At 69.0% G+C, this 19800-nt stretch carries 17 protein-coding genes; 7 read left to right on the top strand and 10 right to left on the bottom strand.

The annotated features are described in order from the left end of the window. The first annotated feature begins 23 nt into the window (after positions 1-23). The gene (cydB, locus tag HWX76_RS20805) at positions 24-1031 is read left to right on the top strand and encodes a cytochrome d ubiquinol oxidase subunit II (protein ID WP_050012190.1); all 1008 of its coding nucleotides are present in this window, start codon (positions 24-26) and stop codon (positions 1029-1031) included. Then, positions 1003-1182 carry a hypothetical protein gene (locus HWX76_RS20810; protein WP_050012191.1) on the top strand — a complete coding sequence of 60 codons (180 nt, stop codon included), beginning with the start codon at positions 1003-1005 and terminating at the stop codon, positions 1180-1182. The genes cydB and HWX76_RS20810 overlap by 29 nt, the downstream gene beginning before the upstream one ends. Positions 1183-1394: 212 nt before the next feature. Here the strand turns inward: HWX76_RS20810 and HWX76_RS20815 are convergent, their stop codons facing one another. The 6 genes from HWX76_RS20815 to HWX76_RS20840 all read right to left on the bottom strand — a co-directional run bounded on the left by HWX76_RS20815 (position 1395) and on the right by HWX76_RS20840 (position 6100). Then, entirely contained in the window at positions 1395-1589 is a 195-nt protein-coding gene (locus tag HWX76_RS20815; protein ID WP_034206306.1) for a YqaE/Pmp3 family membrane protein, read from the bottom strand. 120 nt (positions 1590-1709) lie between these two features. Continuing rightward, the gene (locus tag HWX76_RS20820) at positions 1710-2165 is read right to left on the bottom strand and encodes a TIGR00725 family protein (RefSeq protein WP_089490019.1); all 456 of its coding nucleotides are present in this window, start codon (positions 2163-2165) and stop codon (positions 1710-1712) included. 76 nt (positions 2166-2241) lie between these two features. Then, complete coding sequence (locus HWX76_RS20825) at positions 2242-3072, bottom strand: ABC transporter permease subunit (protein WP_050012193.1); 831 nt, start codon at positions 3070-3072, stop codon at positions 2242-2244. A gap of 10 nt (positions 3073-3082) precedes the next feature. Then, complete coding sequence (locus tag HWX76_RS20830) at positions 3083-4171, bottom strand: extracellular solute-binding protein (protein WP_050012194.1); 1089 nt, start codon at positions 4169-4171, stop codon at positions 3083-3085. Between the two features lie 26 nt (positions 4172-4197). Next, on the bottom strand, positions 4198-5241 hold the full coding sequence (locus tag HWX76_RS20835; protein ID WP_176016291.1) for an ABC transporter ATP-binding protein: 1044 nt from the start codon (positions 5239-5241) through the stop codon (positions 4198-4200). 7 nt (positions 5242-5248) lie between these two features. Next, positions 5249-6100 (bottom strand): ABC transporter permease subunit, encoded by an 852-nt coding sequence (locus tag HWX76_RS20840; protein ID WP_050012196.1) that lies wholly within the window; start codon positions 6098-6100, stop codon positions 5249-5251. Between the two features lie 161 nt (positions 6101-6261). Here HWX76_RS20840 and HWX76_RS20845 point away from each other — a divergent pair, with 161 nt between their 5' ends. Next, positions 6262-7158 carry a LysR substrate-binding domain-containing protein gene (locus HWX76_RS20845; RefSeq protein ID WP_050012197.1) on the top strand — a complete coding sequence of 299 codons (897 nt, stop codon included), beginning with the start codon at positions 6262-6264 and terminating at the stop codon, positions 7156-7158. Positions 7159-7236: 78 nt separating this feature from the next. Here HWX76_RS20845 and HWX76_RS20850 read toward each other — a convergent pair whose 3' ends face one another. Continuing rightward, positions 7237-8895, bottom strand: a complete 1659-nt coding sequence (locus tag HWX76_RS20850) for an alkaline phosphatase family protein (RefSeq protein WP_176016292.1) — start codon at positions 8893-8895, stop codon at positions 7237-7239. 239 nt (positions 8896-9134) lie between these two features. Between HWX76_RS20850 and HWX76_RS20855 the strand changes: the two genes are divergently transcribed. Next, on the top strand, positions 9135-9356 hold the full coding sequence (locus HWX76_RS20855; protein ID WP_050012198.1) for a hypothetical protein: 222 nt from the start codon (positions 9135-9137) through the stop codon (positions 9354-9356). Positions 9357-9416: 60 nt separating this feature from the next. Here HWX76_RS20855 and HWX76_RS20860 read toward each other — a convergent pair whose 3' ends face one another. Both HWX76_RS20860 and HWX76_RS20865 read right to left on the bottom strand, forming a co-directional pair. Further along, entirely contained in the window at positions 9417-13250 is a 3834-nt protein-coding gene (locus tag HWX76_RS20860) for a DUF748 domain-containing protein (RefSeq protein ID WP_050012199.1), read from the bottom strand. Positions 13251-13399: 149 nt separating this feature from the next. Continuing rightward, entirely contained in the window at positions 13400-14836 is a 1437-nt protein-coding gene (locus HWX76_RS20865; protein ID WP_124679824.1) for a DUF1254 domain-containing protein, read from the bottom strand. A gap of 304 nt (positions 14837-15140) precedes the next feature. Here HWX76_RS20865 and HWX76_RS20870 point away from each other — a divergent pair, with 304 nt between their 5' ends. From HWX76_RS20870 to HWX76_RS20880, 3 genes are all read left to right on the top strand, one after another. After that, positions 15141-15392 carry a toxin HicA gene (locus tag HWX76_RS20870; protein WP_050012201.1) on the top strand — a complete coding sequence of 84 codons (252 nt, stop codon included), beginning with the start codon at positions 15141-15143 and terminating at the stop codon, positions 15390-15392. Next, a complete protein-coding gene (locus HWX76_RS20875; RefSeq protein WP_050012202.1) occupies positions 15389-15712 on the top strand; it encodes a toxin-antitoxin system HicB family antitoxin in 324 nt (107 codons plus the stop codon). The genes HWX76_RS20870 and HWX76_RS20875 overlap by 4 nt, the downstream gene beginning before the upstream one ends. Before the next feature lie 192 nt (positions 15713-15904). Beyond that, positions 15905-18982, top strand: coding sequence for a heavy metal translocating P-type ATPase (locus HWX76_RS20880; RefSeq protein WP_176016293.1), 3078 nt, complete (start codon positions 15905-15907; stop codon positions 18980-18982). Positions 18983-19173: 191 nt separating this feature from the next. Here HWX76_RS20880 and HWX76_RS20885 read toward each other — a convergent pair whose 3' ends face one another. Beyond that, positions 19174-19653: a GNAT family N-acetyltransferase gene (locus HWX76_RS20885; protein WP_050012203.1), complete on the bottom strand. Its 480-nt coding sequence runs from the start codon at positions 19651-19653 to the stop codon at positions 19174-19176. Positions 19654-19800: the final 147 nt, after the last annotated feature.

A 19800-nucleotide genomic window follows, 5' to 3' on the forward strand; every position in this document is an offset into this window, starting at 1 on the left:
CCCATTCGCAAACGAGAAAACCTATGGACGTCACCGTAATCTGGGCCGCGATCATCGCATTGGGGCTTTTCATGTACGTCGTGCTCGACGGCTTCGACCTCGGCATCGGCATCGTCTTCCCGTTCTTCCCGGACGAGCAGGAACGCGACCTGATGATGAACACGGTCGCGCCCGTGTGGGACGGCAACGAGACGTGGCTCGTGCTCGGCGGCGCCGGGCTGTTCGCGGTGTTCCCGGTCGTCTATTCGACCGTGCTGTCGGCGCTGTACCTGCCGCTGATCTTCATGCTGGTGTGCCTGATCTTCCGCGGCGTGTCGTTCGAGATCCGCGCGAAGGCGCGGCGCACGAAGCAGCTGTGGGATCTCGCGTTCATCGGCGGCTCGGCCGGCGCGACGCTGTTCCAGGGGATCGCGCTCGGCGCGTTCCTGCAGGGCATCGACGTGAAGGACGGCGTGTACGCCGGCGGCGCGTTCGACTGGCTCACGCCGTTCAGCCTGCTGACGGGCCTCGGCCTGATCGCGACCTACGCGCTGCTCGGCTGCTGCTGGCTCGTCGCGAAGACCGAAGGCGACCTGCAGCGCCGCCTGCATCGCGTCGTGTGGCCGCTGACCGTCGTGCTGCTCGGCTTCATCGCGGTGATCAGCCTGTGGACGCCGCTGCAGGATCCGGCCATCGCGCAGCGCTGGTTCGATTCGGGGTTGTTCTGGCGCCTGCTGCCGGTGCCGTTCCTGGTGGCCGCGTGCGCGGCGTGGATGCGGCGCGCGGTGCGCGACCGGCACGACATGACGCCGTTCGTGCTCGCGCTGGCGCTGGTGCTGCTCGGCTACGTCGGCCTGCTCGTCACGCTGTTCCCGTATGCGATTCCGCAGACGATGACGATCTGGGAAGCGGCGGCGCCGCGTTCGAGCCAGACCTTCACGCTGGTCGGCGCAGCGGTTATCCTCCCGATCATCATCGCCTACACGACGATGGGCTATTGGGTATTCCGAGGCAAGGTGCGCCATGAAGACCAGCATTACTACCACCACTGATTCCACCGCCGGCCAGCCCGGCGCGCCGCGGCCGCGGATGCGCGGCTGGATGTGGTTCGTCGTTCTGTGGGCGGGCGGCGTGATCGGCGCCGTCACGCTCGGCTATGCGTTCAAGATCTTCATGAACCTGACGCTGTTTGCGGTGAAGTAGGCGGAGCGGCCGCCCGGGTCGAACGATGGACCGGGCGGCCGTTTTGTCGTGGATGGCTGCGGCTTCAGCCGGATGCATCAAGCCGAACAACGCATGAATCCGCCATTTAGGCAGAAATCCATACAAATCACATCGCCGATGTGAACGAAATATATAGATTTCTACCGAAATACGAACCACGCGGCTGAATCACCCCACCGCGCACTGCGCGTCTACCCCCGCCCGCGCAACGCCGCTTCGATCTTGCGATCGGTCTTGTACTGGCTCAGCGCATACACCGACCAGATCGCGGCCGGCAGCCAGCCGATGATCGTGAGTTGCAGGAGCAGGCAGATGATCCCGGCGATCGGGCGGCCGATCGTGAAGAACTGGAACCACGGGAGCAGCAGAGCAAGCAAAAGGCGCATGAACGATCCTCTCGGTACGTCGTTGAACGGGTGACACCCGGCCAATATGGCGGGTTGCGCGCCCCGTTTCAAGCCCGGCCACGACGCTCGTCGCGCGAAACCCCGTGCCGATCCCCCTCGCTACGCCGAATCGGCCAGCCACTGCGCGACGCGCGCGACGAGCCGATCTGCTTCGTCGAAGCACTCGACGCCCGCGACCTGCGGCGCACCGCAAATCGTGAACACCGGCTTGCCCCACTGCAACCCGAGCGCGATTTCGGACAGCGTGCCGAGCCCGCCGCCGACCGCGATCAGGCACACCGACGCACGTGCAACCAGCGCATTGCGCGTGATGCCGAGCCCGGTCGGCAGCGCGACGCTCAGGTACGGATTCGCCAGCGCGGCATCGTCTTCCGGCAACAGCCCGATCGCGCAGCCGCCGGCCGCGTGCGCACCGCGCGCGGCGGCCTCCATCACGCCCTGCTTGCCGCCGCCGACGAGCGCGACGCCCGTCGCCGCCACCGCGTGCGCGATCCGTTCCGCGACGCGCATCTGTTCATCCGTCGCGTCGCGCGGGCCGATCACGCCGACCGGCATCCGGTGCCGGTGCGTGCCGCGTTGCCGTTGCGCGAGTCGCGCGAGCGCGTCGCGCGCCGGTTCGGACCACACGCTTTCAATGACGCCGTTGCCGAACAAGGCCTTCCCCCAGTGCAAGAACGCAGGTACAGATGGCCGTCAGCACGATCGACAGCACGGCCGCCTGCGAGAAATCGGTTTGCCCGTCCGACAGCTTCAAATACATCAGCAGCGGCAGGATGTTGATCTGCGTGCCGGCCAGCGCGAGCGCCGTGCCGTACGTGCCGAGCGCGATCGCAGTCACGAGGCACCACGCGGACGCGACCGACGGCCACAGCTCGCGCCACGCGACGTCGAGCCATGCGCGCCACGGCCGCGCGCCGAGCGTCAGCGCCGCCTCGAGCGGCCGCCGGTCGAGATTCGCGAGCGTCGGGTAGATCATCAGCGCGACGCGCGGGATCAGGTAGTACGCATAGGCGACCGCGAGCCCCGGCATCGTGTAGATCGCGCCGCCGACCACGGTCGGATCGGCGCCCAGCGCGGCCAGCAGCGTGGTCACGAAGCCCGCGCGGCCGAATGCGAGGATGAACCCGTACGCGATCACCAGCCCGGAAAACGCCAGCGGCACGCCGAGCAGCGCGAGCGACCAGTGGCGACGGGCCGGCGACTGTCCGGCGAGCGCGAACGCGACCGGCACGCCGACGGCGACCGACAGCGTGCCGGCGCCCACCGCCAGCGCCAGCGAGCGCGCGATCGCATCGGCGACGAGCGGATCGCGCCACACCGCCGCGAACGCGCGGCCGCCGCCCGCGCATGCCGCATCGACGAGCGCGGCCAGCGGCAGCACGAAGCACACCGCGAGCAATGCGGCCGCGGGCAGCGCGCCGAAACGGCGCAGCACGCCGCGCTCGGGTAAGGAAGCCTGCATCCCGCGCCCCTTACTGGCCGAGCGTGGCCTGCGACCAGAACTGGTCGACCTCGGCCTTGCGCGCCGCCGCCTTCGCGACATCGAGCGGGCGCACCTGCGGCGCGTTCGGCAGCTTCGCCGCCACGTCCGCCGCGACCGGCGTGCCCGGCACCGCCGGACGCACATAGCCTTGCGCGAACAGCGCCTGGCCGACGTCGCTCATCACGAGGTTGAGCCAGAGCTGCGCGGCGGACGGATTCGGGCCGTTCTTCACGAGACTCATCGCATACGGCGCCGACACGCTGCCGTCCTGCGGAATCACGACGTCGGCCGCGTCGCCCATGCCGTCCGCGTACTTCGCCTTGAGGCCGTCGTTCTCGTAGCCGATCAGGATCGGAATCTCGCCCTTCACGAACTTCGCGTACGGCGTCGTGCCCTCCACGCGCAGCACGTTGCCGGCCTGCTTCAGCTTGCCGAAGAAGTCGGCGCCCGGCTTCGGGTTCTCGACGCTGCCGCCGTTCGCATACGCGGCCGCGAACACCGCGACCTGGCCCTGCCCGGTCGAGCGCGGGTCGAGATAGACCACCGCGTTGCGGTACTCGGGCTTCAGCAGGTCGGACCAGCGCTGCGGTACGTTCTTGACGAGCTTCCGGTTGACGAGGAACGCGATGTTCAGCGAATGCACGGCGAACCAGCGGGCGTCGGGCGCGCGGAACACGCCCGGCAGCTTGTCGAAGTTGACCGGCCGGAACGGCGCGACGACGTCCTTGCCGGCGGCATCGAGCGCCGACGCCGCGAAGTAGTACGCGGTATCGGCCTGCGGACGGCGGCGCGACTTGTCGAGCGCGACGACGGTCGCGGCCGAGCCGATGTCGTTGTACGTGATCTCGACCTTCGGGTAGCGCTTGCGGAATTCGGCGAACAGCGCCTTCCAGTTCGCCCATTCGGGGCCCGTGTCGAACGACACGACGAGCCCTTCGTCGGCCGCCTTCGCGTACAGCGCGTCCTCGCCCGGATACAGCGGCGCGGCCTGCGCCGCCGCGCAGGAAAGCGCCGCGAGCGCGCACAGCGCCAGCACGCGGGCGCGCATGGCCTTCACAAAAAGGGAGCCTGCAAGCATCGTGAATCTCCGTTGAACGAAAGAGGTCATTGCGCGGCCGGCGACGCCGGCAGCACGAGCAGATGGCGAGGGTCGATCGCGATGCTGCGCGAGGCGGGCTCGCGCCCTTCGCACAGCAGCACGTCGGCCGAGCCGTCCGGAATGAAGTCGTAGCGCTGCGTCGCGCCGAAATAGCGCACGTCCCCGCGACGGCCGTCGATGCGGTTCGCGCTGTGCCCCGGCGGATCGGCCTGCACGTGTTCGGGTCGCACCAGCACCTCGATCTCCGCGCCCGGCCGGTGCTCGCCCGTTTCCGCGCGCAGCGTCGCGAAACGCACGTCGACGGTGCCGTGCGCGAGCACACGGCCGCGCAGCAGCGTCGAATGCCCGACGAAGCGCGCGACCTGCGCGGTCGCCGGGCGCTCGTACAGGTCGCGCGGCGTGCCGGCCTGCAGCACGCGGCCGCCGTCGACGATCGCGACGCGGTCGGCCATGCTCAACGCTTCGTCCTGGTCGTGCGTGACGAACAGCGTCGTCGCGCCGCAGGCGCGCTGCAGTGCGCGGATCTCATCGCGCAACTGATGACGGATGCCGGCATCGAGCGCCGCCAGCGGCTCGTCGAGCAGCAGCAGCTTCGGTTCGATCACGAGCGCCCGCGCGAGCGCGACGCGTTGCTGCTGTCCGCCGGACAGCATCGCGATGCCGCGCGTCGCATGCGCGGACAACCCGACCCGCTCGAGCATGTCCAGCGCGCGCCGGCGCCGCACGTCGGCCGCGACGCCTCGCATCCGCAGCCCGTACGCGACGTTGTCGACGACCGACAGGTTCGGAAACAGCGCGTAGTGCTGGAACACCATCCCCACTTCGCGCCGCCACACGGGCACGCCGGCCACGTCGTCGCCGCCGATCGCGATGCGGCCGCGCCAGCCGTCGAGCAGCCCGGCCGCGAGCCGCAGCAGCGTGGATTTGCCGGACCCGCTGCGCCCCATCACCGCGAGCAGTTCGCCCTGCGCGGCCGACAGCGTGATGTCGTCGACGCCATGACGGGCGCCCGGATACTGAAAGCTGACGTGTTCGAATTCGAGGCTCATGGATGACTCACTTCAGACGTTGCACGGTACCGACGGAGACCAGCGTCGCGAGCACGGCAAGCACGAGCAGCACGACGGTGGCCGCGCACGCCATCCCCGTCGCGCCGTAGAACGCCTGCAGCAGCACGATCGGATAGTTCCGGTAGCGGAAGCCGGCGATCAGGTTCGAAATCTGGAATTCGCCGATCGACAGCGCGGCCACCATCACGAGGCCGGAGAACAGGCTGTGCCGCAGGTTCGGCAGCACGATCGTGACGAACTGGTGCAGCGGCGTCGCACCGAGCGTCGCCGCGCAGGCCTCGAGCCGCGCGAGGCCGAGGTGGCGCAGGTCGCCGAGCAGCGTCTGCAGCAGATACGGCAGCGTCAGCACCGCGTGGGCGGCGATCATCAGCGGCAACGTGCCGAGCCACGGCAACGTGTCGCCGCTGAAGATCGCGATGTAGCCGAAGCCGAGCGTCAGCGCCGGCACGGCGACCGGCATCAGCATCACGACGCGCGTCGCGAACCCGCCGCCGGCCTGCGCACGATGGTGGAGCGCATACGCGAGCGGCAGGCCGATCACCGCGTTGAGCGCGCAGCACGCGAGCGCCACCATGAAGCTCACGCCGAACGCGCGCGTGAAGCTCCGGTTCGCGGCCAGGTCGGCGAACCAGTGCCCGGTGACGCCGGTGGGCAGCAACGTGTTCGTCCACGATTCGCCCACCGCGCCGATCAGCAGCAGTGCGATCGGCAACAGCAGGTAGAGGCCGAACACCGCGAGCAGCGCCTGCAGCAGCAGGCGCCCGACGGGCGGCCGGGCCGGTTTGTTACGACGAATCGGAATACCGTCGGCGATGGCCGGGGCGGTTGACTCAGACATGAAGACACTCGCTGACGATCGGGAAAAACCTCGCGCAACGCCCGCCGGCCGGGCCCGCAGGCGTTGTCGAAGCCGGCGCAGTGTGCGGTTTCGACATGGCATCGTCATGAAAAAAACGTAAAAAGCCCGCATCGACCTGTGCAAGGACGGAACAGCTCGCGATGAAGCATCTGTATCCGAACGTGGCTGAGCTGCATGCCTTCGCCACGTCCGCGAAGTACCTGAATTTCTCGTACGCGGCGCGCGAACTGGGCCTGACGCCAAGCGCGGTCAGCCGGCAGATCGCGAACCTCGAGGCGCTGTTCGGCGTGAAGCTGTTCGTGCGCGAGGGGCGCGGCCTCGCGCTTACCCGTGCCGGTCAGGTCTATCACGCGCGCGTCGTCGGGCCGCTGCGCGAAATCGGCAACGCGTCGATCGAACTGCTGAGTGCCCGCGAGAACAGCGACCTGCTGACGATCGCCAGCGTGCCGACGTTTACGACGAAGTGGCTGTTGCCGCGCCTCACGCGCTTTCTCGCCGCCGCGCCGGGCGTCACGTTGAGTTTTCGCCGTCATCTCGCGCCCGGCGACGTGTTTCCGTTCGGGCTCGACGCGGCGATCCGCTACGGCGACGGTGGATGGGAGGGCGTGCGAAGCGACTATCTCGGCGGGCGGACCTTCGTGCCCGTCTGCTCGCGCGAATTCGCCGACCGGCATGCGCTGCGTGTGCCCGCCGACGCGGCGGCGGCGCCGCGCCTCGTGCACGAGCAGGCGGAGATCGCGTGGTCCACATGGGCGGAACGTCATCGCGCGGCGCAAATGAACGCGCTGGCGGGGCCGCGCTTCGAGCAGTATTCGGTGTTGATCCAGGCCGCACAGGCCGGACTCGGGATCGCACTCGTGCCGCGCTTCCTGATTCTCGACAATCTCGCGGCGGGCACGCTGGTCGAGCCGTTCGACGCGCCGGTCGACGTGGCCGCGCAGGGACACTACCTGTGCTACGCGCCGGAGCGCCTCGACACGAGCGATGCGTTGCGGCGCTTCAGGGAATGGATGCTGGACGAGGCCGGGCGCGCGTAAGGCGACGCGCACCGTCGCATGGCTGCGCGCGCCCCTAGCCCGACGGACACCGCCCCCGGCGGCATCCGGCCTGCAACGTCAACGCCCGATACCGAGCCCCGGCAGCACGCGCGTGTTCTCGGCCACGACCGCCTGCAGCAGGCGCGGATCGGCGCCGAGCAGCGCGAGGATCGTCGGCGCGACCTGCTTCGTGCCGACGAGATCGTTCACCGTGCGCGCACGACGAATGCCCGGATACGACACGAGCAGGCCGAGGTGGCTGTCGTCCGGCGCGTTGCCGCCGTGCTCCTCGTCCTTCTTCGTGCTCGACGTGTAGATCACGCCCGGATTCGGCTGGACGACGATGTCCGGCGCGCGACCGTTGGCCGGATCGCCGAAGCGGTCGGCCAGCGCCGCGCCGTACAGCACGTACGCCTGCGGGCCGTCCGCGCAGATCCCCGGCGCGTTGCAGCCGAAATTCGCCTTCAGCGCCTGCACGACGGCCGTGCGCTGGCCGCGGTCGCGCAGCCAGATCAGCCCGACGTCGTCCGTCTGCACGAAGCCCGTGCCGACCAGGCCCGATCCGTCGTTCAGGTTGCCCGTCGTCGTGTTGTTCTGGCCGAAGTTGCCGTTCGGGTCGATGAAGTCGTTCGCTTCGAGCAGCTTCGTCAGCGTGTCGCCGTTCTTCACGAGCTTCGTATGATCGCTCGGCGACTGGCCGTGCTTCGACGTGACGATCACGGCCGTCGACGTATACAGGTTCGCCTGCTTCAGCGCCGCGACGACGTGGCCGATCGCGTCGTCGACATACGTGATCGCATTCGCGACCTGCCCGTTCGGCGTGAAGTCGGCGTCGAGATAGCCGCCGCCCTTTGCGACCGGCGCCTTCTGCGCGACGCTCAGCGTCTGGAAGTTCGCGCCGAACAGCGTCGGCACCGGCGCGGTCTTCGTGCCGGTCGAATCGCGGCCGCCGATCTGGTTGATCAGCGCCTGCGCGTGCAGGTTGTCGAAGCGCGCGGTGTGCGAATACACGTCGGTGTAGGCGGTGTTCGTCGCCGGGTCGATCGAATTGATCTCGGTGCGCATCAGGTCGTCGACGCCGGTGCCCGACGGGCCGTTCAGCCAGTCGTAGCCCCACGCGTGCTTGTCGGCCCACGCGGTGCGCGCATTCGGCACGCCGGCCTTCACGGCCTCGAACACCGTGTTGGTCTTCACGTAGTTGTGCGGATAGACCGGCACGCACTGGCCGTTGACCTTCGCATGCGGGATTGCCTGCGGATTGAACGCGCCGCCGCCGTCGAGGTGCACGAGCGCACCGCCGTTCTGCGCGTCGATGCCGGTCGTCTCGTCGAACACGACGTTCCAGCCCTGCTTGCCCGAGCACGTCGTATCGCTCGGCGCGTACAGGTTGCGGTCGTACGACACGTCGTAGAACAGGCCGGCCGTCTTCGGCGAGCCGCCCGTCACCAGCGCGGCGAGGCCCGGGAATGAATCCGACAGCCCCGGCGTGTACGCATTCGCGTAGGTCACGCCGCTCTTCGCGAGCACCGCGATGTTCGGGCACGTATTCGCGCCGATGCAGCGCGCGAGATCCTGTTCGTGCAGCCCGTCGATGCTGAGCAGCAGCACGTGCTTCACGACGCGGCTCGCGCGGCCGTTGCCGTCCGGTTGCGCCGCATGCACGCCCGCGCCGACGAGCGCCAGCGCAGCCGCCACCATCACCGCCGTTTTCCGTTGCTTGATGAACCTGGAAATCATCACCCCACCTCACCGATTGATGTTGAACTACGTGACTTGCCATCAGGCGCGCAAAATATCGCCGGATCGTGCGGCGGTCGGATGAAGCGGGGCTTTCTGTTCTCTGTCAAACGTAACCAATCGCAAATGACACGAAGCGGTCGCCATGCGCGGCCGTCGCGTGCGCCGGGATTTTTTTTCGGGTTGGCCCGCGACTATTGGCGTGGCATAAAGGGTTTTCCCTGACCCGGAGCACGAGTATGTCGACCCTGGAAGCCCTCCGGTTCGTGCTGGACGATGCACGTACCCCCGAAATCATTCGCCATCACGTCGTCGACGCGCTGCAGTACGCGTTGCGCAACCACGGACCGGTGTTCACCACGAAGGAAGTCGAATGGCTGACGCAGTGGGACGACGCGCGTCTGCCGCTGGCCGCGAGGAAGGAGCTGGACAAGCGCGAGCCGGCCGTCGCCAGCCGCTGAAAAAAACCGCCGCGCCCGGCGGGTGCGGGCGCGGCGGCGGATCACGGATGGTGGTAACGCTTACTGCAGCCCGAAGTCGACGCGGGTCGTCGCGCCCTTGTCCGAGATGCCCTTCGCGTCGAGCTTCGGCGCGACGACGAACATGCGGCTCGAGTCGATCTTGCCGTCGAGATACTGGCGCACGGCCTGCGCGCGCTGCTGCGCGAGCGCCCGCAGCGCGTTGTCGTCGGCCGGCGCGTGATCGGCGAGCGCCTGCTTCATGTCCGCATCGGGCAGCGTCTTCTGCAGGCCGACGAGGTTGCGCGGCTTCTTGAAGTCGGCGGCCTTGTACGCGCGCGTCAGGTACTTCGAGTATTCGGCCTTGTCGACCTTCACCGACATCGGATCGACGCTCTCGCCCTGCCCGATCACGTCCTTCAGCTTCTGCTGGCGCACCAGCCGCTCGACGTACGCGTCGCGCAGCCCCGGCGTGTCCTGCGCCGGATCGACGCGGCCGATCAGGTCGAGGCGGATCGACGGCTTCTCGGTCAGCATCTTCACGACGGTGTCGAGCTTCTTCTGCTGCGCGTCGGTCAGCGCATACGAGCCCGGCGCGAACTCGACGTAGCCGAGATCCTCGCCGCCACCGCCGCCGAACGCATTCGCAAGCAGCGTGAACGGCGACGTGACCGCCTTCGCGATCAGGTTCAGCACCGCGTGCCAGATCAGCCCGCCGACGCTGAATTCCGGATTCGACAGCGAACCCGACACCGGCAGGTTCACGTCGATCTGGCCGCGCGTGTTCTTCAGCAGCGAGATCGCGAGCTTCACCGGCAGCTTCGTCGCGGTGTCGTTCTCGACGTGATCGCCGAACGTGAGCTGGTCGATGAAGATGTGGTTGTTCGCCGAAAGTTGGTCGTTCGCGAGCTGGTAGTGCAGGTCGACGTTGAGCTTGCCCTTCGTGATCGGATAGCCCGCGTACTTCGCCGAATACGGCGTCAGGTTGGTCAACTCGATGTCGTGCGCGGTGGCCGTGAGGTCGAGCGCCGGCTTCTCGATCAGCGGGTTCACCGTGCCCTTGATCGAGATCGGCCCGTTGCCCGCGAGGTTCGCGGCGACGTCGACCGGCGCGGACGTCGTCGAATCCGTGCCGAACGCACCGACCGTGCCCTTGATCGCGACGAGGTTCGCCGTGTAGTTCGGCTTGATGAAGTTGTCCGTGTACGTGACGCGGCCGTTCTGCAGCACCAGTTCGCCGAAGTGCATCCGCACCGGGTTCTGCGGCTGCGGCGCGGCCTTCACGACCACCGTCGCCGACGCGGCGGCCGGCACGGACGCCTGCTGCGCGGCTGCGGCCGAGGCGGCCTGCGCGGCGGCCGGCGGCGTCACGCCCGGCGACAGCGGCACCGGCTCGCCCTTGCTCGCGTCGCGCGTGAGCGACTGCGCGGGACCCGTCTCCTTCGCGACCACGTCCTTCAGGTTCAGCCGGCCCTGCGCGTCGAGCAGCACGCGACCGTAGAAGTTCGAGAACGTCACGCGCGCGGCGTCGACGTCGGTGCCCTTCTCGTCATAGTTCGCCTTCAGGTTCGACAGCGCGAGCGAGCGCCAGCCGGCGAACGGGTCGGACGTCGCCTTGTCGAGCATCCGCACGTCGACCAGCGCGACGTCGCCGCGGTAGGTCGCGCGCGGCGTGTCCTTCGCCTGCGCGAACGTCAGGTTGCCTTGCGCGTTGAGCAGCGCGCTCGCGATCGTCGCGTTCAGCGCGCTGCCAAAGTACGGCTCGAACGCGGCCGCGTCGAGGCGGTTGCCGTTGATCTTCAGGCCGAGCTTCAGCGGCTGCGCGGTCACGTCGCCCGTCACGTTCAGCGAGCCCTTGCGGTTCAGCGTCGCCTTCAGTTGCACGGGCAGCGGCTTCGTCAGGTCGTCGCTCACCTTCTGCACCGACAGGTCGAGCGGCTTGATCGCCAGCTTCACCGGGCGCGGCGTCGACAGGTCGGTGAAGTTCGCGGACGCGTCCTTCACGTTCAGCGCGTCGATCCGGTAGTGCCACGACGGCGCGGCGGCCTGCGCCTTGCGCGCGACCGTACGCGGCGGCACGGCCGCCTGCGCGGGCTCGCCCAGCGCCGCGAGATCGATCTTGCCGTCCTTCAGGCGCTTCACGTCGAGCGCGAGGCCAGTCGCGTCGACGCTCGCGATTTCCGCGGTGCGCGCGGCGACGTCGACCTTCGCGATCTTCGCGTTCGCGTCGGGCAGCACGATCGCGGGCGCCTTGTTGTCCGGCGCGGCGATCTTCAGCGATTTCAGGCTCACCGTGCTGTCCGCGACTTCCGCGGCGAGCGGCGTCTTGCCCCAGTCGGTTTTCGCGTTGACGGTCGCGCCGAGCGTGCCGTCGAGCACGCGCGCGCGCGTCGCCTCGCCGAGGTACGGCTGCAGCGCCGGCAGCGCGAGCGCGGCGACCGTCAGCTTCGTGTCGGCCTGCTTCACCGCGAGATTGAACGTGCCTTCGGCGTTCACGTCGCCGCCGCGCGACAGCGACGTCGACAGCGTGTATTTCGCCGGCGTCTTGCCCTGCAGCGTGAAGCCGTCGAGCGTCGCGGCGAGCTTCGTCAGCGACAGCGCGGTCGGCGTCGCCGGCACGCGGTCGTCGACGTTGATCGTGCCGCCGTCGATCGCGACGTGACGGATCGTCAGGTCGAGCGGCGGCGTTTCCTTCGCGGCGGCGCCTTCGGCCTTCGCACCGCTGGCGCCGCTGGCCGCGGCGACGGTCGCGCCGGACGCCGCGGACGCTCCGGAAACGGCGACGGCCGACGCGGCCGGCTTGCCGGCTTCGACCTTCGGCGCGGCGGCCGGTTGCGCGACGAGCTTCTCGACGTTCAGCACGCCCTGCTTGTCGCGCGACAGGTCGACCACCGGCTGGTCGAGCCGGATCTCGTCGAAGTGCATCGCGTTGCGCAGCGGTTCCAGCCCGGCCGCCGCGACGTGCACGCCGCGCGCGGCGAACAGCGGCGCGGACGCGCGGTCGGTCACCTTCGCGTCGTTCAGGTCGACGGTGCCCGACACGCGCAGCGCGGGCGTTTCGCCGCTCATCACGAAATTGACCGTGAGGTTGCTGCTCAGCAGCCCGCTCGTCACGGCCACCGGCAGCTTCGCCGGCACGTACGAGATCAGCTTCGGCACGTCGAGGCGGTCGAACTTCAGCACGATCTCCGATTCGCGCGACTGCGCGAACGGCTTGGTCCTGCCGTCGATCGAGATCGGGCTGCCGTCGAAGCGCGCGCGCAGCTTCGGCTCGACGAAGATGTCCGTCTTCGAGGCCAGCGTCGCGATGTACGGAATGCCGAGCGTCCAGTTGTCGACCACGTGCTTTTCGTTCAGCAGGCGATCGTCGAAATCGATCCGGCCGTCGTTGACCTGGATGTTCGACACCGAGAATTGCGTCGGCTTGCTATCGGGTGTCGGCGACGGCGACGAGAACTTCTCGATCAGGTCGGTGAAGTTGAAGCGCTGCGCGTCGTAGCGGACGACGTGAAAACGCGGCGAGTCGAGCCGGATCTCGTTGACGATCGGCGCGCCGCGAAACAGCGACGACCACGACGGCCTCACGACGAGCTTGCCGATGTCGATGAAGTCGCCCTGGCCGCCGCGCTCGCCGAGATGGATGCCGTCGGCTTCGAGGTTGAGCGTGTACGGGTTCAGCGCGATGCGCTGGATCGTGGCCGGCCGGTCGAGCTGCTTGCTCAACTGCTGTTCGGCGACATGGCGGATCAGCGGCGGCGCCGCGAAGAAGCCGAGCAGTCCAAACAAAACGACGAAGATCAGCAGGCCGATGCCGATACGCCGGGTCCGGTGCGAGCGTGCAACGCCACCGAGGGCATGGAGGGTCGAGGGTAGGGTTTCTTTGTCTGCGCTTGCCATGCTTGAATGCCTCGGGAATGGATGCCGGGCCGCACCGGACCAACCGGGCGGCCGCGCACGCTATCCCGAAAGTATAGGCTCAGGAGGTGACGGTACGGCGGTCGGGCGCCGCCGCGCCCGCCGGTCGGACAACGGCGGCGGCCAACCGTTCATTTCCGGACGACGACGGGCGGCATCCACGACCCGTCGCTCGCCTGCGGCTTCGGCGCGTACAGCCGCAACGCGAGCGCGAAATCGGTACGCGGCGCCGGCAGCCAGTTGGCCGCATGCGTGCCGCCCGGCGACGCCGATACGACGATGTCGATCGAGCCGTCGCGGTTGCGGCGCAGCCGGTCGCGATCGCCGAGCGAGCGCCGCGCCGATCCGACGTCGGGCAGCGCACCGTTGGTCGTGTACGGCGTGAGCGTCCAGAATGCGCGTACCGGCGGCAGCGCGCCCGGCGCGAAATGCAGCACGTAGCGGTTCGCGCCGTTCAGCGCATGACCGTCGCTATCGACGCGGGTGACCGCGAGCGTCTCGTCGTCGCGCGTCGCGGTGCCGAACTGCGTGAAGGCGGCGTACGCGCGCAGCGCGTAGTCCTGGCCGTACTTGCCGGCCGTATCGCCGATCCAGGTCCAGCCGTTCGCGTTCAGCAGGTTCGACGGCGGCGTCGCGAGCCGCGCGCGCGCCTCGGCCACGCCGGCCGTCGCGGCCGTGAGACGGTCGCCCGTCCACAGCACCGGATAGCCGGCCGTCACGCCGATGTCGCCGAGCGATTCCTGCGCGTGCGCATCGTCGGCCGGCGGCGGATTGTCCTGCAGCGCCCGCGCGAAGCGCGTGAAGAACGCCTTCGGATCAAGCGCGGCCACCTGCTCGGCCGGCGTGCCGCCGCCCACCGCTTCGGACGGCGCGCTGCCCGCGTGGACCGCGACCGACGCGCCGCGCTCGGCACCAGTGTAGACCGACAGCGGCACCACGCGGATCGCGCGCTGCAGTTTCTTCACGTTCGTCAGGTCGCGCCCGCCGCTCGTCTGCAGCCGCACTTCGAGCCACGCATTGGCGGACGGCACGTCGACGCGCACCACGCCCTTCGGCAGCGTGCCCTGCCATGCCTTCGCGGCGAAGGCAATCGTTTGCGATCGCCCGGCGCCACGCGTACCGCGTGCCGCGACGCTCGACGACGACCACAGCACGTTCGTCCACATGTCGAGTGCGCGTGCGTCCCAATAGCGGCCGCGCGTGTCGGGCAGCGTGACGATCACGGGTTCGGCGGCGACGTCGAGCCAGCCGGTCGAGTCGAGCGTGTCGACGCCCGGCAGCGGCGGATTGACCGCGCCGACAGGCGGCAGCGCCTGCGCGTGGCGCAGCGTGTTGAGCGGCGCCTGCCCCGGTTGCGCGCCGTCGCCGCCCGTCGCCGCTTCCTTCGCGACGTCCATCAGCACGAGCGGATACGCATAGATATAGGAGTCGGCGACTTCCGCGCGCATCCAGCCGGTCTTGCGCTGGATCGCATCCGGTTGCGACGCGCATCCTGCAAGCAACGCCGCAATGGCCAGCGACGCGCACGCGCGTCGCAGAGAAACTGATTCTCGCTGGTTTTCAATCATCGATTACTGGCCGAATATCGTTCTTTTCAGTCAACGCCTTGTTCGTCTCGCGAACGGCGAAGCAAGGCACCCCAGCGTGCCCGGATGACCGTTCGTGACGCTTCGTAACGGTGGGCGCTGATGTCAGGCCGGTATCATAGCGCCTAAGGGCATCCCCCAATATGCCGAATAACGGGTAAAACGCTAGCCGAACCGTCAACGATTCTGAAATATTTCATGGGATTCAGCAAAAATCTGGAACGGTTGGCAGGCGAAGATCGTCGGCGAGGATTGACAAATGGTGTCACTATTGACACCATAGGCTATGGCAAGCGAATGGAAGATCCTCGACCAAATGAGGCGCGAGCCCGCGAATGTGCGCTTCAACGATCTGTTCAAGATCTGCGAGGCCCACTTCGGAGCGGCCCGTCAATCCGGTTCCAGCCATGCTATTTTCAAGACACCGTGGCAAGGCGATCCTCGAGTGAATATCCAGAATGATCGCGGGAAGGCAAAGGCCTATCCGGTGCGGCAGGTTCTCGACGCGATCGATCGACTGAAGGAACAGAAATCATGAACCAAGACCACTTTACGTACCGCGTAACGTGGTCCCCGGAGGACGGGGAGCACGTCGGCCTCTGCGCGGAGTTCCCGTCTCTTTCGTGGCTCGATGCAACGCCCGAGGGCGCGCTGGTCGGTATTCGGCGGCTCGTCGCCGACGTCGTGCACGAGATGACGGCGAATGGCGAGACGGTGCCCGAGCCGATCGCCGACCGAACCTACAGCGGTGAATTCAAGGTCCGCATCCCGCCGCAGGCGCACCGCGCGCTGGTCATCCAGGCCGCCGAGCAGGGCGTCAGTCTCAATCGCCTCGCCAGCGCCAAGCTCTGCGCCTGAGCACGCACCCACCCGCCCCGGCCACGATCGCCCGGCTGTCCGTCCGGAAGCCGGGCGCTCGCTTTTTCCGCGTTGTGACACCCTGTGTGCATCGGCATGCGTCGCATCGTCGCCGACGCTTGACCTTACCATCATGGGAATGTTGATACTGGAACCATTCGCGGTACGAACCGCGCTTTTGGGAAATCCGACATGACTGAACCACTTGCCTCCGCGGCGCTGCAAACGATCGAACTGAGCGTCGACGGCATGCATTGCGGCGGCTGCACGGGCCGCGTGCAGCGCGCGCTGGCCGCCGTGCCGGGCGTCGTCGATGCGGCGGTCGATCTCGACACGCATGCGGCGACGGTCACGGCGCAGGACACCGTCGCGGCGGGCCAGCTCGTCGGCGCCGTCCGGGAGGCTGGCTATCGCGCGGCGGTGCGCGAAGCGGCCATCGAAGCCGGCGCGGCCACGCATTCGGCGCACGCGTCGCGCGACGAAACGCCGTCCGCGGCTTCCGGGCTTCCTCCCGCTGCTGCGACGATCGAACTCGACATCGACGGGATGACCTGCGCGTCTTGCGTGTCGCGCGTCGAAAAAGCGCTGGCGAAGGTGCCGGGCGTTACGCGAGCGTCAGTCAACCTGGCGACCGAACGCGCGACGGTCGATGCGTCGGCCGGTGTTTCGGCCACCCAGTTGGCGGACGCCGTGAGACAGGCCGGTTATGGTGCGACGCCAACTGCGTCGGACACCGTCGTCCCGGCCGCCGCCACTGCATTGCCCACCGCGCCCACAAGCATCGAACTCGACATCGACGGGATGACCTGCGCGTCATGCGTGTCGCGCGTGGAGAAGGCGCTCGCGAAGGTGCCGGGCGTCACGCGCGCGTCGGTCAACCTCGCGACCGAACGCGCGACCGTCGACGCGTCGAACGCCGTATCCGCCGCACAGCTCGTCGACGCGGTGAAGCAAGCCGGCTACGGCGCGACACCGGCAGCCGTCGCGGCTCCGCCCGCCACTTCCGCTGCCACGCCTGCTTCCACCGTCGTCGAACTCGACATCGGCGGCATGACCTGCGCGTCCTGCGCCGGCCGCGTCGAAAAAGCGCTGGCCGCCGTGCCGGGCGTCACGCGCGCGACGGTCAATCTCGCGACCGAACGTGCGTCGGTGCACGGCGCCGGCGCACTCGACGCCGCCACGCTGATCGCGGCGGTCACCACAGCCGGCTACCATGCATCGCTTCCGGCCGCGTCGCCCGCCGGCGCACCGGCCGGCGCCGACTTGCAACCGTCCGGCCCCGCGCAGGACCCGGACGCCCGCAAGCGCCGCGAAGCGATCCGCGAACGCAACCTCGTGATCGGGGCCGCCATGCTGAGCTCGCCGCTCGTCGCGCCGATGCTCGCCGCGCCGTTCGGCATCGACCTGATGCTGCCCGGCTGGCTCCAGCTCGTGCTCGCGTCGATCGTGCAGTTCGGCTTCGGCGCGCGCTTCTACCGCGCGGCCTGGCATGCGGTGAAGGCGCGCACCGGCAACATGGACCTGCTCGTCGCGCTCGGCACGTCGGCCGCGTACGGGCTGAGCCTGTGGATGCTGCTGCGCGATCCCGCGCATCCCGGCCATCTGTATTTCGAGGCGTCGGCCGTCATCGTCACGCTCGTGCGCTTCGGCAAGTGGCTCGAATCGCGCGCGAAGCGCCAGACCACCGAGGCGATCCGCGCGCTGAACGCGCTGCGGCCGGACCGCGCGCGCGTCGTCGAGGATGGCGTCGAACGCGACGTGCCGCTGTCGCAGGTGCGCGTCGGCACGCACGTGAGCATCCGGCCCGGCGAGCGCGTGCCCGTCGACGGCCGCATCGTGTCGGGCCGCTCGCACATCGACGAATCGCTGATCACCGGCGAAAGCCTGCCCGTGCCGAAAGACGACGGCGATGCGGTCACGGCCGGCTCGATCAACGGCGAAGGCGCGCTCGTCGTCGAAACCACCGCGATCGGCGCGGAGACGACGCTCGCGCGCATCATCCGCCTCGTCGAATCCGCGCAGGCCGAGAAGGCGCCGATCCAGCGCCTCGTCGATCGCGTCAGCGAGGTGTTCGTGCCGGCGATCCTCGGCATCGCCGTGCTGACGCTGGTCGGCTGGCTGATCGCCGGCGCGGGAATGGAAACCGCGATCCTCAACGCGGTCGCGGTGCTCGTGATCGCATGCCCGTGCGCGCTCGGTCTCGCGACGCCCGCCGCGATCATGGCCGGCACGGGCGTCGCGGCCCGGCACGGCGTGCTGATCAAGGACGCGCAGGCGCTCGAACTCGCGCAGCGCACGACCGTGATCGCGTTCGACAAGACCGGTACGCTGACCGAAGGCAAACCGTCCGTGACCGCGTTCGACGCCGTCGGCGTGCCGCGCGGCGAGGCGCTCGCGCTCGCGGCGGCCGTGCAGCGGCAGAGCGACCATCCGCTCGCGCGGGCCGTGGTAGCCGCGCATGAAGCGGACGTGGCCGCACAAGTCGGCGCGGCGGAGCCGGCCGTCGCGACCGATGCGCGCGCGGTGGCCGGGCGCGGCGTGGAAGCGCACGTCGGCGGGCAGCGGCTCGCGCTCGGCAGCACGCGCTGGCGCGACGAACTCGGCATCGCGGTGCCGCCGGCGCTCGACGCCCGCGCGGCGGAACTCGAGCGCGCCGGCAACACGATCTCGTGGCTGATGCGTGCCGACGCGCCGCGCGCGGTGCTCGCGCTGATCGCCTTCGGCGACACCGTGAAGCCGGGCGCCCGCGACGCGATCGCGGCACTGGCGGCGCGCGGCGTCGCGAGCGCACTCGTGACGGGCGACAACCGCGGCAGCGCGGCGGCCGTCGCGGCGGCGCTCGGCATCGGCGAAGTGCATGCGCAGGTGCTGCCCGACGACAAGGCGCGCGTCGTCGCCGAGCTGAAGCGCACGCACGGCGGGATCGTCGCGATGGTCGGCGACGGGATCAACGATGCGCCCGCGCTCGCCGCGGCGGACGTCGGCATCGCGATGGCGACCGGCACCGACGTCGCGATGCACACGGCCGGCATCACGCTGATGCGCGGCGACCCGGCGCTCGTCGCCGACGCGATCGACATCTCCAAACGCACGTACCGCAAGATCCAGCAGAACCTGTTCTGGGCGTTCGTCTACAACCTGGTCGGCGTGCCGCTCGCGGCGCTCGGCTTGCTGAACCCGGTGATCGCGGGCGCGGCGATGGCGTTTTCCAGCGTCAGCGTCGTGACCAACGCGTTGCTGCTGCGGAGATGGAAAGGCCGCGCGCGGTGAGCGGTGAGCGGTGAGCGGTGAGCGGTGAGCGGTGAGCGGTGAGCGGTGAGCGGTGAATGGCGGATGGCCGGATGGGCCGTTCGGCGGTCGACGCTCGACCAACAGGGAGGATAGGGACGCATGCCGACGTTGGCCGGCGACGCGGCGTGCCGAACCGGCCGCATGTGACGACGCATCGCCGGCCGGCGGATTCAGTCCGACACGACCGGTTTGATCAACGTCGTGGTGATCGGCACGAAGCCGCACGCGCGATACAGCGCGCGCGCCGCCGCGTTGTGATTGAACACCGACAGCCCGATCTCGGTGACGCCGTAGCGGCGCGCCTCGGCGTCGAGTGCGCCGAGCGCGCGCGTGGCCCAGCCCTGGCGGCGCCGGGACGGGACGATGTCGAGGTCGTAGATGAACAGCGTGCGGTTCGGCCCTTCGGGGACGATCGCGTACCAGAGGCCGCCCACCGTGTCGCCGCTGGCGCCGTCGATGAGCGTGACGAGGGTCTGGCCGGCGGTCAGCAGGCCGTCCGGCAGCAGCGTGTCGAAACAGGCGCGCGCACGATCGGCCGCGTCTTCGACAGCATTTTGTCCGGAGGAAACGAGATCGCTCGCGTAGCCGTCGATGGCTCGCGTGCGGTACGCGCGGAATTCGCCGGCCGTCATCGGCCGCATCTGCAACATGGCCCGGTCGCCGTGAACGGAAGCGGACTTCCAGTGTAGCGTGACAGTCGCACCGGCGCGCGATGCGGCGGTGGAGAACGGGCAGGCAGGTGCGGCGAACGCCGCGCCGAATCAGCGAATCAGCGAATCAGCGAATCAGCGAATCAG

It is taken from the genome of Burkholderia sp. BCC0398 (assembly GCF_902833245.1).
GTDB lineage: Bacteria > Pseudomonadota > Gammaproteobacteria > Burkholderiales > Burkholderiaceae > Burkholderia > Burkholderia sola.